At 60.3% G+C, this 14,251-nt stretch carries 17 protein-coding genes and 1 pseudogene; 6 read left to right on the top strand and 12 right to left on the bottom strand.

Annotated features, from left to right (window positions below):
* Window positions 1-75 precede the first annotated feature (75 nt).
* The 6 genes from ACR9ZQ_RS18755 to cml all read right to left on the bottom strand — a co-directional run bounded on the left by ACR9ZQ_RS18755 (window position 76) and on the right by cml (window position 5,374).
* Complete coding sequence (locus ACR9ZQ_RS18755; protein WP_310382931.1) at window positions 76-840, bottom strand: bestrophin-like domain; 765 nt, start codon at window positions 838-840, stop codon at window positions 76-78.
* A gap of 62 nt (window positions 841-902) precedes the next feature.
* Window positions 903-1,694: a sulfite exporter TauE/SafE family protein gene (locus ACR9ZQ_RS18750; protein WP_481428507.1), complete on the bottom strand. Its 792-nt coding sequence runs from the start codon at window positions 1,692-1,694 to the stop codon at window positions 903-905.
* An 85-nt stretch (window positions 1,695-1,779) separates the two neighbouring features.
* Window positions 1,780-2,703: an N-acetyl-gamma-glutamyl-phosphate reductase gene (gene argC, locus ACR9ZQ_RS18745; protein WP_310382933.1), complete on the bottom strand. Its 924-nt coding sequence runs from the start codon at window positions 2,701-2,703 to the stop codon at window positions 1,780-1,782.
* An 80-nt stretch (window positions 2,704-2,783) separates the two neighbouring features.
* Entirely contained in the window at window positions 2,784-3,737 is a 954-nt protein-coding gene (speB, locus tag ACR9ZQ_RS18740) for an agmatinase (RefSeq protein WP_310382934.1), read from the bottom strand.
* Window positions 3,727-4,095 (bottom strand): antibiotic biosynthesis monooxygenase family protein, encoded by a 369-nt coding sequence (locus ACR9ZQ_RS18735; RefSeq protein WP_310382935.1) that lies wholly within the window; start codon window positions 4,093-4,095, stop codon window positions 3,727-3,729. Before ACR9ZQ_RS18735 ends, speB begins: the two co-directional genes overlap by 11 nt.
* Before the next feature lie 91 nt (window positions 4,096-4,186).
* Window positions 4,187-5,374: a CmlA/FloR family chloramphenicol efflux MFS transporter gene (cml, locus tag ACR9ZQ_RS18730; RefSeq protein ID WP_310382936.1), complete on the bottom strand. Its 1,188-nt coding sequence runs from the start codon at window positions 5,372-5,374 to the stop codon at window positions 4,187-4,189.
* A gap of 280 nt (window positions 5,375-5,654) precedes the next feature.
* Between cml and ACR9ZQ_RS18725 the strand changes: the two genes are divergently transcribed.
* Window positions 5,655-6,032 carry a VOC family protein gene (locus ACR9ZQ_RS18725; protein WP_037096185.1) on the top strand — a complete coding sequence of 126 codons (378 nt, stop codon included), beginning with the start codon at window positions 5,655-5,657 and terminating at the stop codon, window positions 6,030-6,032.
* A 54-nt stretch (window positions 6,033-6,086) separates the two neighbouring features.
* Here the strand turns inward: ACR9ZQ_RS18725 and rpsI are convergent, their stop codons facing one another.
* Both rpsI and rplM read right to left on the bottom strand, forming a co-directional pair.
* The gene (gene rpsI / locus ACR9ZQ_RS18720) at window positions 6,087-6,560 is read right to left on the bottom strand and encodes a 30S ribosomal protein S9 (RefSeq protein WP_007819867.1); all 474 of its coding nucleotides are present in this window, start codon (window positions 6,558-6,560) and stop codon (window positions 6,087-6,089) included.
* Window positions 6,561-6,562: 2 nt separating this feature from the next.
* The gene (gene rplM, locus ACR9ZQ_RS18715) at window positions 6,563-7,027 is read right to left on the bottom strand and encodes a 50S ribosomal protein L13 (RefSeq protein ID WP_007819858.1); all 465 of its coding nucleotides are present in this window, start codon (window positions 7,025-7,027) and stop codon (window positions 6,563-6,565) included.
* A 350-nt stretch (window positions 7,028-7,377) separates the two neighbouring features.
* Between rplM and ACR9ZQ_RS18710 the strand changes: the two genes are divergently transcribed.
* Entirely contained in the window at window positions 7,378-8,211 is an 834-nt protein-coding gene (locus ACR9ZQ_RS18710; RefSeq protein WP_310382937.1) for an enoyl-CoA hydratase, read from the top strand.
* On the opposite strand, the gene ACR9ZQ_RS18705 is transcribed toward ACR9ZQ_RS18710, so the two are convergent.
* Together ACR9ZQ_RS18705 and ACR9ZQ_RS18700 are read right to left on the bottom strand one after the other, a co-directional pair.
* Window positions 8,212-9,048 carry an EamA family transporter gene (locus tag ACR9ZQ_RS18705; protein WP_310382938.1) on the bottom strand — a complete coding sequence of 279 codons (837 nt, stop codon included), beginning with the start codon at window positions 9,046-9,048 and terminating at the stop codon, window positions 8,212-8,214.
* A 481-nt stretch (window positions 9,049-9,529) separates the two neighbouring features.
* Window positions 9,530-9,853, bottom strand: a complete 324-nt coding sequence (locus ACR9ZQ_RS18700; protein WP_113324465.1) for a hypothetical protein — start codon at window positions 9,851-9,853, stop codon at window positions 9,530-9,532.
* A 119-nt stretch (window positions 9,854-9,972) separates the two neighbouring features.
* Between ACR9ZQ_RS18700 and ACR9ZQ_RS18695 the strand changes: the two genes are divergently transcribed.
* A complete protein-coding gene (locus tag ACR9ZQ_RS18695) occupies window positions 9,973-10,401 on the top strand; it encodes a CoA-binding protein (protein ID WP_310382939.1) in 429 nt (142 codons plus the stop codon).
* A gap of 117 nt (window positions 10,402-10,518) precedes the next feature.
* Window positions 10,519-11,802: an O-acetylhomoserine aminocarboxypropyltransferase gene (locus tag ACR9ZQ_RS18690; protein ID WP_310382940.1), complete on the top strand. Its 1,284-nt coding sequence runs from the start codon at window positions 10,519-10,521 to the stop codon at window positions 11,800-11,802.
* Between the two features lie 179 nt (window positions 11,803-11,981).
* Here the strand turns inward: ACR9ZQ_RS18690 and ACR9ZQ_RS18685 are convergent, their stop codons facing one another.
* Window positions 11,982-12,311, bottom strand: a complete 330-nt coding sequence (locus ACR9ZQ_RS18685; protein WP_310382941.1) for a winged helix-turn-helix transcriptional regulator — start codon at window positions 12,309-12,311, stop codon at window positions 11,982-11,984.
* Between the two features lie 152 nt (window positions 12,312-12,463).
* Between ACR9ZQ_RS18685 and ACR9ZQ_RS18680 the strand changes: the two genes are divergently transcribed.
* Window positions 12,464-13,408, top strand: coding sequence for an NADPH:quinone reductase (locus ACR9ZQ_RS18680; protein WP_310382942.1), 945 nt, complete (start codon window positions 12,464-12,466; stop codon window positions 13,406-13,408).
* A 15-nt stretch (window positions 13,409-13,423) separates the two neighbouring features.
* Window positions 13,424-13,578 (top strand): annotated as a pseudogene (locus tag ACR9ZQ_RS18675) (type 1 glutamine amidotransferase domain-containing protein); the annotation flags it as partial.
* A 193-nt stretch (window positions 13,579-13,771) separates the two neighbouring features.
* On the opposite strand, the gene ACR9ZQ_RS18670 reads toward ACR9ZQ_RS18675, so the two are convergent.
* Window positions 13,772-14,200: an organic hydroperoxide resistance protein gene (locus ACR9ZQ_RS18670; protein ID WP_310382943.1), complete on the bottom strand. Its 429-nt coding sequence runs from the start codon at window positions 14,198-14,200 to the stop codon at window positions 13,772-13,774.
* Window positions 14,201-14,251 lie beyond the last annotated feature (51 nt).

Raw genomic sequence — 14,251 nt, 5'->3', positions numbered from 1 at the left:
CAGCGAAAAGCGACAGTCTTTTGCTTTGGCGCATGACGGCAATAGGCTTGGGCGAGGTCTTCGGGCCATTTCCACTTACGGATCCGGCCCGCTGATTTCCTCCTGCAAGCGCTCGAAAGCTGTTGGAAATAGCGTGGCGGGCGGACTGTAGGGATTGGAGAAGGCGTAGATGAAGAAGAGGATGATGCCGGTAAAAACACCGAAGATCGATAATAGCAGCAGGTTGCGGCCATCAGGCGGATAAGGGTAGTAACCGATGGCGGTAAAGATCACCCCCGAAACCGCCGCAAACCAGAAGATCAGGCTGATGGAATCGGTACCGCTGTTTTCCCGCCGGTCTCGGGATTCCGAGATCGTATGGATTTCATCGAGCATGTGGCCGCGCAGGCTCTGCTGTTTGGCACTGACGGGAGCCAGTTCGAGAATTTTCAGATAGGCGTTGTTCCATTGATCCCAGGCCGCCGAAGAGAGTTCGCCGGTTCGCCCGAGTTCGTTCCATTCCTGCTCGATGACGATGCGCACATAATCTTTCAGGGCTTTCTGGATTGGCGCCTGCGCCTCCGGGCCATAGCGCTCGGCATCATAGAAGACATCGCCGACCGCATTGCTTTCCACCGCGCTTTCCGTTCGCAGCGCCTGGTATTCGATCATTTCCTGCGCAAAAACGAGGGCGAGGATGAGGGCATGCAGGCTGGCGATGCGGGTGATGACTGAACTTGCCAGCTCCCTGTCGCGCCCGCCCGGGTCACCGCCCATGACCAGATGCATGAAATAATAGGCCGCAAGCACCGTTGCGGTCGTGCCTCCAATGATGGCGATGCCGATCAGAACCGACGCCATTTAGCTCCCCTCACATGGGGGAGTGTAAGGCTTTCATAGCAGGCGGGCAATCGTATCGGGGACTAACGAAGCAGACTGTCGAAGACAGGCATGCCACCGACCGCCGAGGCCGCGATCAGGATGTAGCAGGTCATGCGGAAGGTGCTCTCCTTGGCGAACCCGAAGAGCTTTGAGCCGCCCCAGAGGCCGACGGCATAGGCGGGCAGCGTGACGATGGTGAGCGCAAAGACCGTGGAGACGAACAGTCCGCCGAAATAATAGCTGACGAAGCTCAAGACCGTGGAGATCGAAAAATACAGAATGACGTTCGAGCGCACACGCGTGAAATTGCTCTTGCCGCCGAGCCAGTAGGCTACAACAGGCGGCCCACCGAGCTGTGCCGCGCCGCTGAAGAGACCGGCGATGAGGCCGATCGCCGCGCTGAGCGGAGCGACCGGCGTGCCATGATAGCGCCAGCCGGAGACAAGCAGCGCCAGCAGGCAGATGGCGATCGCCGAGATGATCCAGCGCAACAAAAGCGGGTCCATGAGCGCCAAAACCGCTGTCCCGGCCGGAACGCCGAGCGCCGCACCTGCTGCCATCGTGAAGACCTCGCGCCGGTCCGCCCCGCGCCATGCGGCCGGGAGCATGCCGAGCGTCGCAAGCCCGTCGATGACGAGCAGTACAGGGGAGGTGAGCTTCGGCCCGATGACGGCACCGGCAAGCGGAATGAAAATGAGTGCTGCACCGAAACCGGAAAAGCCGCGAGCGAGGCCGGCGACGAAAGCAAATATGATCAGTGAGGAGATGCCGTGATCGGGCAGCGCGGCATCAAACCAGGCGCGCAGGCCGGCCATCAGCGCTTCCAGCGTCATCGATCGGGGCTCCGTATTTCGGGAAGAGACAGGGCGGAAGGCCCTGTCCTAAAGCAGACGTCTGATAACAGGCAATTGCTGGGCACTATACGCCAAGCATCAGGTCCATGTTCTGCACGGCGGCGCCGGAAGCGCCCTTGCCGAGATTGTCGTAGACGGCGACGAGCAGCGCCTGCGCGATATCGTCATTGGCAAAGACGTGCAGGCGCATGCGGTTGGTGTTGTTGTAGATTTCCGGGTTGAGTTCCGGCGTGCGCTCCGATACCTCCAAGGGAGCGACCTCGACGAAACCCTTGATGCCGGCATAATAGTCGGCGATCGCGGCATGCAGGTCAGCACCCTTCGGCACCTTGGGCAGATGCGAGAGCTGCAGCGGCACGGTCACGACCATGCCCTGCGCGAAATTGCCGACGACTGGTTGGAAGAAGGGCACGCGTCCAAGCTTGGCGTAGCGCTGCAGCTCTGGCAGGTGCTTGTGCTTGAAGCTCAGCCCATAGGGCATGTATTCAGGCGCATCCTCGCCCTTGGCGACATAATCCTCGATCATCGTGCGGCCGCCGCCGGTGTAACCGGAAATGCCGTTGACCGTGACCGGGAAATCGGCCGGTACGAGGCCGGCTTCGATCAGCGGGCGCAGCGTGGCGATCGGGCCTTGCGGCCAGCAGCCGGGATTGGCGACGCGCTTGGCCGAGGCGATGGCGCCGGCCTGCTCCTTGCTCATTTCCGGAAAGCCATAGGCCCAGCCTTCGGCGACGCGATGCGCCGTGGAAGCGTCGATAACCTTCGTACCGTCGTTCTCGATCAGGCTGACGCTTTCCTTGGCCGCATCGTCAGGCAGGCAGAGTATGGCAATATCGGCCTCGTTGAGCAGTGCAGCACGCACCGCCTTGTCCTTCCGGCTTTCGGTCGGGATAGACAGCAGCTCAAGATCGCGGCGCTCCGCCAGACGCTCGCGGATCTGCAGACCCGTCGTTCCAGCCTCGCCATCGATGAAGATCTTTGCTGCCATGATTATCCTGCACTTTCAGTGAGTTCGGGTTGTTTCCGGAATCAGTTTGCCATGAAGTTGAATCAATTTGATAACAGCAGTCATCCTGCCGTCGCGCGCCGTTCGGCGTGGAGGCCCAGCATATACATTGCGACCGTCGCCCCCGCAATGGCGGTGATGTCGGCATGGTCATAGGGCGGAGAGACTTCGACGACGTCGGCGCCGCGGATGTCGAGTTGCTTCAGTCGCTGCAGCACGGAGAGGATCTTCGCACTGGAAGGACCGCCGGCGACCGGGGTGCCGGTGCCGGGCGCAAAGGCCGGGTCCAGGCAGTCGATATCGAAGGTCAGGTAGGCAGGCGAACCCTTCGTATGCGCGATGATCATCGATGCGATGTCCGTCGCACTCATTTCCTCGACCTGATGGCCGTAGAGAAGATGGATACCGAAATCCTCTGGCGCATGAGTGCGGATGCCGATCTGGATCGAGCGGTCAGGATCGATGAGACCGGCGCGGACCGCACGGGCCACGAAGGAGCCGTGGTCGATGCGGCGCTCGTCGTCCAGCCAGGTGTCCTGATGCGCGTCGAACTGCACGAGCGCCAGCGGGCCGTGGCGATCGACATGCGCCTTCAAGAGCGGCCAGGTGACATAGTGGTCGCCGCCGAGGGTCAGCAGGAAGGCGCCGCTGTCGAGAATGGCGCTCGCCTGCCGCTCGATGGCTGCGGGCGTGTCCTGATGGTTGCCGTAGTCGAGCAGGCAGTCGCCGTAGTCGATGACGGCCATCTCGGCGAAGAGATCGCGCTGGAACGGATATTGCGGATCATTGTCGAAGATTGCGGAAGCCCGGCGGATCGCCTGCGGCCCGAAACGCGTGCCCGGCCGGTTGGACGTCGCGGCATCGAAAGGAATGCCCCAGACGACGGCATCGGTTCCTGTCAGATCCTTGGTGAAGCGGCGGCGCATGAAGGAAAGCGCGCCGGCAAAGGTCGGGTCGGAGGCAGACGATGTCAGGCTCTGTGCTGTGAAGGCATGGTCGATGGTCTTATTCGCCATGGGAGGCTCCTTCCTCTGCGGTAAATTCGTAAGCGCGTTCTACCCGCGCAATGCGAACCTTATATTGCTTGTACCAGCGCTTGCGGCCGAGCTGCTGGGCGGCAAGATGGTTTGCCACCTGTTTCCACGCCTTCAGGCTTTCCTCGTCGGCCCAGTAGGAATTGGTGATGCCGAAGCCATCGGCATCCCGCGCGCTTTCGGCCCCGAGACAGCCCGGCTGCTGCAGCGCCAGTTCCGCCATCCGGTCGGCCATCGCGCCGTAACCATTGTCGCCCTCGGTACGAACAGAGGAGAAGGTCACGACGTAATAGGGCGGTTCGGGCGTGGTGGCGAAGGGCGAGGGCTGGGTGGAGGACATGCTCGGATTCCTTGTCTCTATAGGAAGGGGTAGGCGAGCTTCCGACAGATTTCAAGCTAAGGCGGCGGATCTTCTGCGCCGCCCTTTGATCTCAGCCGTGCGCGCGGATATGGCGCAACGCAAGTAGAGTGACGATACCCATCAACGCGCAATAGCCGGCGAGCGGCCATGCCGTATTGCCATCCAATAGCAGCACGAAGAGCGTACCGACGCAGCCGACGATCAGGCTTTCGATGCAGAAATAGAGCGCAACCGCCGTTCCGGCTGTTTGGCCAAAGGCCGCCAGCGCACCGTTCGCTGTGACTGCGGTCGTCAGCACGATGCCGACGGCAATCACCCACATCGGCAGGACGAAGCTGGCGAATGAGGGAGCAAGCAACACGTCACCGAGACCGAGGAGCAATGCGCCCACAAGAAGCAGGCCCATGCCGCGGGCAAGGCTGCCGGCCATTCCCCATCGCGCGACGAAGCGGCCGGCGAAGCGTGCGGATAAGATCATCACCGCTGCGGCCGTTGCGAAGGAAAGGCTGAAGGCGAGACCGGAAAAGCCGGCATGATCGATCAGCACACGAGGTGCAGTGGAAAAGAACACGAAGAAGGCTCCCATCGCCGCGCTGAAGCCCATCGTGTAGGTCCAGAAATGCGCATTCGTCAGGATCGCGCGCATGCTGATCGTGACATTGGCCGACGCCGCAGGTCTCGTTTCGTGCCAGCCTCTAAATGCATTGAGGGTTGCCGCAAGCATCAGTCCGCCGAGCAGCAGGAAGATGGCACGCCACCCGGCATGATCGGCAATCAATGCACCGGCGATCGGTCCGAGCGCCGGCACGAAGGAGAGGATCGCGCCAAGCAGGCCGTAGATGACGGCGCCTTCCGGCCTTACGGCATAGACATCGCGAACCGTTGCAAAGGTCGCCACAAGTGCTGCCGACGCGCCGGCCGCCTGCAGCAGACGCAGCGCGACGAACAGTGCGGCCGACGACGTGGCTGCGAGCAGCAGCGAAGAAGCCGCAAACAGCAGCGCGCCGCCAAGCAGCACCGGGCGGCGGCCGATCCGGTCCGACAGAGGGCCGAAGAGCATCTGTCCGGCGCCGAGGATCAGCATGTAGAGGCTGAGCGTCAGTTGAACGACTGTCGCCGATGTGCCGAGTGCTTCAGGCATCGTCGGGACGACGGGGAGATAGATGTCCATGGCAAGCGAGGCCAGGATATCGAAGGGCGCCAGAAGCAGCAGCGCTGCCGGCAGGGAGCAAGTCCAGTTCCTGTTTTGGGAAGGCATAGGTATTCATCCGCTCGAATGAGTTCATCCGTCGGCGATCTGCCTTCTCATCGCAGTCTGGATTGATCGGACAGATGCCGCAACAACTTCAAAAGGTTGCTGCGGCCTATCTGTCTGCGGACGGGGTGGCTCCCATGTCAGGTCCTGTCTTGTCCGATTTGAAACCTGATGCGGCTTTAGCAGCCGGCAGTACCGGCGACAATAGGTGAGTGTGGCGCGTTGACTTCGCAAACCGCTTCCAAGAAGCTGCGGCGACGGAACCAGGAAGGAGCCACGGGCAATGTTCGACCACATTTCAATCGGGGTAAAAAGCCTCGATAGATCGCGCCAGTTTTACGATGCGGCACTGGCGCCGCTCGGCTATGAGCGTCTGTCGAATTTCGACGGAACGATGGGATACGGCGCCGAGAGGCCTGCCTTTTGGGTGAGTGAAGTGGAGCGCCCGGTGCCGGCCGATCGCGGCTCTGGGCTGCATTTCTGCTTCGTCGCCACGAGTGAGGAGGCCGTCAATGCCTTTTATGCCGCAGCACTTGCCAATGGCGGCGAGGACAATGGTGCGCCGGGCATCCGTCCGGACTACAGCCAGTTCTATTATGCCGCCTTCATCATCGATCCTGATGGATATCGGCTTGAGGCTTTCTTCAACAAGCCCGAATAAACGAAAAGGCCGGGCGAAAACCCGGCCTTTCCATGAAAGCATGTCCGAAAGCGATTAACGCTTCGAGAACTGGAACGAACGGCGGGCCTTGGCCTTACCGTACTTCTTACGTTCGACGACGCGGCTGTCGCGGGTCAGGAAGCCACCCTTCTTCAGCACCGAGCGCAGGCCCGGTTCGAAGTAGGTGAGGGCCTTCGAAAGACCGTGGCGAACGGCACCGGCCTGGCCGGAAAGACCGCCGCCGGCAACGGTTGCAACGATGTCGAACTGGCCGTCGCGGGCAGCAGCAACGATCGGCTGGCGCAGGATCATCTGCAGAACCGGACGAGCGAAGTATTCCGCAAATTCCTTGCCGTTGACGATGATCTTGCCGGAGCCCGGCTTGACCCAGACGCGGGCAACAGCGTTCTTGCGCTTGCCAGTCGCGTAGGAACGGCCAAGCGAGTCGACCTTGCGGACGTGAGCCGGAGCAGCAGCAGCTACTTCAGACGACGTGCCGAGATCCTTCAGGGAAGAGAGGTCAGCCACTATCAGGCGCTCCTTACGTTCTTCTTGTTCAGCGAGGCGACGTCGAGGACGGACGGCTGCTGGGCTTCGTGGGGATGGTTCGGGCCGGAGTAGACGCGGAGGTTCTTCATCTGGCGACGGCCGAGCGGGCCGCGGGGAACCATGCGCTCAACAGCCTTCTCGAGGACGCGCTCCGGGAAGCGGCCTTCGATGATCTGACGAGCCGTACGCTCCTTGATGCCGCCGGCATAACCGGTGTGCCAGTAGTAAACCTTGTCGGAATACTTCTTGCCGGTGAAAACGACCTTGTCGGCGTTGATGACGATAACGTTGTCGCCGTCGTCAACGTGAGGCGTGAAAGTTGCCTTGTGCTTGCCGCGCAGACGCATAGCGATAACGGAAGCGAGACGGCCAACGACGAGCCCTTCGGCGTCGATGACGACCCACTTCTTCTCCACCTCTGCAGGCTTCTGGGAGAAGGTTGCCATAATTGTTACTCTCTCTTGGATCCCCATGCCCGAAGGCGAGGGGCGTTTCTTGTTGCTTGGTTGGTCCGCCGTAAGACAGACCAAAAAAGAAAGCAGCCCGCAAAGGCTGCATTTCCGGCGCGGCTTATAGCGACAATCGATTAGCCGGTCAATACAAGCCATTTTGATGATCATAAAAATAAGTAAGTAAAAACAATAGTTTAACAGTGAGGTATGTGCATACCTCATTTTAGGGTGCCTGAAAACAGGAAGTTTCGCCCTTCGAGGCCGTCGCATTGCGGTATTCGGCTCGAAATCGCCCCACCCTTGTGGCACAAAAGCGGGATTTAGACAGCACACAGGAACATGCAATGGCCGAGATCGTATCCTTCCGCAAGGACAACAACAATTCAGGCGAGGGCGCCCTCGTGCTCCGTCAGCTTTCCGGCGGCATATTGCGCCTGACGCTCAACAATCCGCCGGCCAATGTTCTGTCGATATCGACAATGGAAACGCTGATGGGCGAGCTGCAGGGTGCAGCCGAGGACGAGGACGTCCGCATCGTCGTCATCGCTTCGACCGGCAATGTCTTTTCCGCCGGTCATGACCTCAAGGAGCTGACCGCTCATCGCGCCGACGAGGACGAAGGTGTCGCCTTCTTCGAAGAGGCCTTTGCGCTGGCCGCCGATCTGATGCTGGAGATCAATCGCTTGCCAAAGCCGGTCATCGCCGAGATCGACGGACTCGCGACCGCAGCGGGCTGCCAACTCGTCGCGAGCTGCGATCTTGCGATCTGCACGGATACGTCCACCTTCTGCACGCCAGGCGTTAATATCGGGCTTTTCTGCTCGACGCCGGCTGTCGCCGTTTCGCGCGCCGCCCACCGCAAGCAGGCGATGGAGATGTTGCTGACGGGCGAGACGATCGACGCCTCGACTGCAAAGGATTTCGGCCTGGTCAACCGTATCGTGCCCAAGCAGTATCTCACGCAGGTGGTCAACAAATACGCTTCCGTCATCGCCTCGAAGTCGCCGCAGGCGCTGAGGATCGGCAAGGAAGCCTTTTACAAGCAGCTCGAAATGCCCGTCGCGGAAGCCTATGATTATGCCGCAAGCGTGATGGTCGACAGCATGCTGACCGATGATGCGCAAGAGGGCATCGGCGCCTTCCTTGGCAAGCGCACGCCCGAATGGAAGGGCGAGTGATCAGGCAAGTTTCAGGATCAGCCCGCCGAGCGCGATGATGATGCCGGCGAGGTAACGCCAGATGCTGGCTTTTTCCTTCAGCACCAGAACCGAGATGACAAGCGCAAACAGGATGGCGGTTTCCCGCAGCGCTGCCACCGTCGCAACCGGAGCCTTCGTCATCGCCCAGAGCGCCAACCCGTAGGAGGCAATCGAGCCCGCCCCGCCGATCAGCCCGCGCCACCAGTTGCGCCTGACGTGAGTGGCGACAGTCAACAGACCGCGCTGTGAAAGCGCCCAGGCAAAGAGCAGAACCGGCGGCAGAAGCGACATCCACAGCGTGTAGGAAATCGCATTGCCCGAAAGCCGTGCGCCGATGCCGTCCACATAGGTATAGGTGGCGATGACGCAGGCGTTGATGAGCGCCAGTATGATCGCGTGACGGCTGCCGTGGCGGGCTTCGAAGGCGAGCGTCAGGATGCCAACGCAGATCGTCATGGTTCCGGCAAGCGCTCCACCCGTCAGATGCTCTCCCAGGATGAAGCCGCTGGTGGCGACGATGAGCAGGGGCGCGCCGCCACGCATCAGCGGATAGACTAGGCCGATATCGCCGGCCCTGTAGGCGGCGGCGACCAGCTGGAAATAGGCAAATTGCAGGATGGCGGAAGCGCCGATGAAGGGCCAGGCCTGTGGCTGCGGCAGGGGGAGCAACGGTAGGAAAGGTAGCGAGGCGACCGCGCCGCCTGCAGAGATCAGCGCCGCATCAAGCGATTTGTCCTTGCCGGCTTTGATGATGGCATTCCATGTCGCATGTAGAAGAGCACCGAAAAGGACGAGAAGAAGAACATCGAGGGGCAAGGTGGATGGTCCAGGAGCAGTGCAACAAAATTGGGGAAAACATCACAGCTTTCCCGTTTGAACCTGCCTTGAAATAACAACCTGGGTTTGCGTGATTTGCCCCGGAAGGTGTACTCCGCACGGTCGAATTTTCAATAGCATGGATTGATCAGGTGAACAATTGCCCATCGTTGTAGCAATTTCTGCGTGCGCTCGAAATACGTTCAATTACGCTCAGCTCACACAACTATGAGATGTCGCTAATGGACGCATGAACATATCGTGATCAAATTATGTATGAAAGGTGAAATTCATCTGTAGAAAGGGAGTGTCGACAATCCTATGATGCTGAAATATAGACATTATTCTATAACTTTGAAATGATTATAAATTAACAACCGGGGGAGGTGTCGACGATATTTTGTATCCCCAGATTGATCGTCCGATCCTTTCGCAGGTGCGAAAGGATCGATAATATTCACAATTCCGAATAAATGCAGAGTTAGAGACTATAGTGTGGAATGAACAGCATCCCGTCCAGGTTGTCGATATTCTGGCAGTTCAGCACCCGGCACTTGGGGTTGTCCTTGGAAGGAATGCTCGTCCATTCCGCATAATCGGTCGCGTCGCAATAGTAGCTGTTGCGGACATAGCGGTCGTAGAGAGGAAGGCCGCGCGGCGAGGTATAGCGAAAGATGACGGCGCCTTCGTTGTGGATCGCCGCCCGCACGCTCTGGCAGCTCATGGCAAGCGGATTGTAGCGTGAGATCGCAAGCGTCGGCGAGGCAGCTAGCACGAGCGCGAGCGCAAGGATTATTTTTTTCATGGCATAATTTCTCCCTGATATTTCCGGCACCTATATATACGTCGAAACGAGCCGCCCGGTTTCAATGAATCGCGACTGTCAAATCCGCCTCCTGCGGCACCAGACCGGAGACACCAGATATGGATCATGATGCCTACGCCGACGACTATCTTTCCGGCATTCTGAAATCGGTCAAAACCATCGCGCTGACGGGGGCTTCGCCCAATCCGGCCCGGCCGAGTAATGGCGTCATGGGCTATCTCCTGTCGCGCGGATACAAGGTCATTCCCGTCAATCCGGGGCAGGCGGGCAAGCAGATTCAGGGCCAGACCGTTTACGCACGTCTCGCCGACATTCCCGAACCGGTCGACATGGTCGATGTCTTCCGCGCATCCGAATATCTTGATGGGGTGGTGGACGAAGCGCTGGCACTCGAGCCCCGCCCGCAGGTTGTGTGGGCGCAGCTCGGCGTAAGCGACGACGCGGCCGCCGCCAAGGCCGAAGCCGGCGGCATCAAGGTCGTCATGAACCGTTGCCCGGCGATCGAGTATCCGCGTCTTTTTGGTTGACGCGGTCGGGCAGAACGGATTTTCCTCGGAACGCGCCGCGGTTGAAAAAGATCGCGGTTAACTTTCACATTCGAGCGGCTATGATCGCGCCCGTCAACAATTGTACGGGAGGACGACATGGCCAAAAACGATCCGGGATTCAACACGCTGGCAATCCATGCGGGCGCGCAGCCCGATCCGGCGACCGGCGCGCGGATTACACCGATCTACCAGACGACGGCCTTCGTCTTCAACGATTCCGACCATGCCGCAGCCCTTTTCGGCCTGCAGCAGTTCGGCAATATCTATAGCCGCATCATGAACCCCACCCAGGCGGTTCTGGAGGAACGCGTCGCGGCCCTTGAAGGCGGCACGGCGGCGCTCGCCGTCGCCTCCGGCCATGCCGCGCAGATGATCGTCTTCCATACGCTGATGCGTCCCGGCGAGAATTTTGTCGCCGCCCGCCGCCTCTATGGCGGCTCGATCAACCAGTTCGGCCATGCCTTCGAGAATTTCGGCTGGCAGGTGCGCTGGGCCGATTCCGACGACCCGGATGATTTCCAGAGCAAGATCGATGACAAGACGCGGGCGATCTTCATCGAGAGCCTTGCCAATCCCGGCGGCACCTTCGTCGATATCGCCGCGATCGCCGAAATCGCCCATCGCCACGATCTGCCGCTGATCGTCGACAACACCATGGCGACACCCTATCTCATCCGGCCGATCGAACATGGCGCCGATATCGTCGTGCATTCGCTGACCAAGTTCCTCGGCGGGCATGGCAATTCCATGGGCGGCATCATCGTCGATGGCGGCACTTTCGACTGGTCGAAGACCGGCAACTATCCGATGCTCTCCAGCCCACGGCCGGAATATAATGGCGTCGTCCTGCACCAGACCTTCGGTAATTTCGCCTTCGCGATCGCCTGCCGCGTGCTCGGCCTGCGCGACCTCGGCCCGGCCATCTCGCCCTTCAACGCCTTCCTGATCCTGACCGGGATCGAAACGCTGCCGCTGCGCATGCAGCGCCATAGCGACAATGCGATTGATGTCGCCAAATGGCTGAAGGCCCATTCCAAGATCGCCTGGGTGAATTATGCCGGCTTGGAAGATGACCCGAACAACGCCCTGCAGCAGCGCTACTCACCGAAGGGGGCAGGCTCGGTCTTCACCTTCGGCGTCAGGGGCGGCTACGAGGCCGGCAAGGCGCTGGTCGAAGGGCTGGAGCTTTTCTCGCATCTTGCCAATATCGGCGACACGCGCTCCCTGGTGATCCACCCGGCGTCCACTACGCACCGGCAGTTGACGGATGAGCAGAGGATTGCGGCCGGCGCTGGGCCTGATGTCGTGCGCCTCTCCGTCGGCATCGAAGACGTTAAGGATATCATCGCCGATCTCGAACAGTCGCTATCGAAGATCTGACTGCGGATCGCTTCATATTCGCTCATCATCCAGTCAATTGCCTGACTTCCATCGAACATCATCGACATCGCCTCTATTGGTTTGCGTATCGTAGAGATGAGAGATTTCAACATGGAAAGAAGACAGGACGGGCGAAACAGATCATTGCAGGCCACAGCTGTAGTCGCGGACGGGGTAGGTCACCTTGATGTCGAACGGCGCTGGTCCCGGAAAGACATACCCCAATCCCGCATCGCCATCAGCACGGGCGCGAGGGTCTGCCCGAACTCGGTCAAGGAATATTCCACACGGGGAGGGACCTCCGCGAAGACCTTGCGGGTGACGATCCCGTCGGCCTCGAGTTCGCGCAGCTGCATCGTGAGCGAACGCTGGCTCGGGTCTCCCACCAGGCGGCGTAGCTCGCCGAACCGACGCGGGCCGTCGAGGAGACGGTAGATGATCATCGGCTTCCACTTGCCGCCTGTGACATCCACGGTGATCTCGACCGGACATTTATAATCGACGTCCATCCTGCGCTCCAATAGTGTACTTTGTATCCCTATAAGCAAAACTATTGCCTACTTGCAAGTTTGCGTGTGTCGCACCTAGGTGGAAGCGAGCTTTTTGTGAGAGGTGCGTTATGCGGGCTGCGTTCTACGAAAGACAAGGGACTGCGAGAGAAGTGCTGACCATCGGCGAACTTCCCGATCCGCAACCCGGGGCCGGGGAAGTCCGGGTCAGGGTCCTCGCGTCGGGCATCAATCCTTCCGACATCAAGACGAGAACCGGATTTGGCGGAAAGGCGATGCCGTTCCGGAGGATCGTCCCGCACCAGGATGGAGCGGGCATCATCGACCGCGTCGGTCCCGGCGTGCCCGACACCCGTATCGGCGAGCGGGTGTGGGTCTATATGGCGCAGACGGGCAGGGCGTTTGGTACCGCGGCGGAGTTCGTTTTGGTACCGTCCGGGCAGGCTTTCGGACTTGCTGCCAACGTGTCGTTCGAGACCGGAGCATCGCTCGGAGTCCCTGCGATGACTGCGCATCGATGCCTGTTCGCCGATGGGGACCTGCGCGGCAAGCGGGTTCTCGTCCAGGGAGGCGCGGGTTCGGTTGGCAACGCCGCCATTCTTCTCGCCAAGTGGGCCGGGGCATGGGTGGCGGCGACTGTCAGTCGAGACGAACAGGCGGACGTCGCGCGTGCGGCAGGGGCCGATCTCGTCATCAACAGGCATAGGGAGGATGTCGCGCAGGCGGTGAGATCGGCAACCGACGGCCGGGGCGTCAACCGTATTGTCGACGTGGACATCACCGCCAATATTGACACCGCAGTCGCTTGTCTCGCGCGTGACGGCGTTGTCTCGGCCTATTCCACGGAGTCGCCGCAAGCCACGCTCTCGATCCCCTTCTTCCCCGCGCTGCTCGGTGGCTTCGCTTTCCGTTTCGTCTACGTCTACACCATGCCGGAACCAGCGATGCGGGACGCGGCCGAGGAAGTCTCTGCCTGCGCGGCTTCGGGAGCCTACGTTCCGAAGATCGCGGTGACGCTCGTGCTGGATCAGATCGCCGAGGCGCATGAACTGCAGGAAAGCGGCAAGACTGTCGGAAAGATTCTGATCTGCTTTTGATCTGCCGGCTGGGCCAAGGACGCCTTAACGGCGGAGGGTGCCCGGTACTCGTCCGTGCCAACTGGGAGCCCCATGTCGTCGTTGATGGCCGCCTCATCACCGGCCAGAACCCTGCCTCGGCGAGACCGCTGGCAAAGGAACCGGTCGCCGCCTTGAAAAAGCTGGCGTAAGCCGATGAAGTAGACGGCGCCAGTACGTCGATCACGTTGTGGCAGGCGGGCAATCGAGTTGTTCGGAGGACAGTCTGGAAGCGTGGACCGCTTCCAGACTGTCCTTGTTGAGCGACTGCGTTAACGCGATCACGAAGGCCTGATGTTACTGCAGGCGCTCCTTCTTGGCACCGGTCGCGGCCAGTCGGCCTCGTCAGACCAGCTTGATCGTGACGTCGATATTTCCGCGCGTTGCCTTCGAGTACGGGCAAATCTGATGCGCCTCGTCGATCAGCGATTGGGCGACGTCGCGCTCTACGCCTGGAATGCCGACGTTAAGGCGAGCGGTCAGCGAGTAGCCGTCAGTGTCGGACAGGTTGAGATCGACTTCGGCATCGATCGTGACGTCACCGCCGAGCGTGATGTGCTTCTTCTTCACGATGAGCCCGATGGCACTCTCGAAGCAGGCCGACCAGCCTGCTGCGAAGAGCTGTTCGGGATTGGTGCCGATGCGCGCCGTGCCCGGTACGCCGAGCCTTACATCGAGACGCCCGTCGGAACTGCGGGCGACACCGTGTTCGCGACCGCCGGTAACGTGTGTTTTTGCGGTGTAGAGGACTTTGGGGTTCATTTTCTGGTCCATGACGCACTCCTTTTTTGCTTTCGTTGCGGATGCCCCTGTTGGGCGGGTGTA

This window comes from Rhizobium sp. KNZ14-9A, from assembly GCF_056755015.1.
The sequence above is the reverse complement of the archived record's forward strand: the minus strand, read 5'-3'. Positions and strand labels throughout refer to the sequence as shown.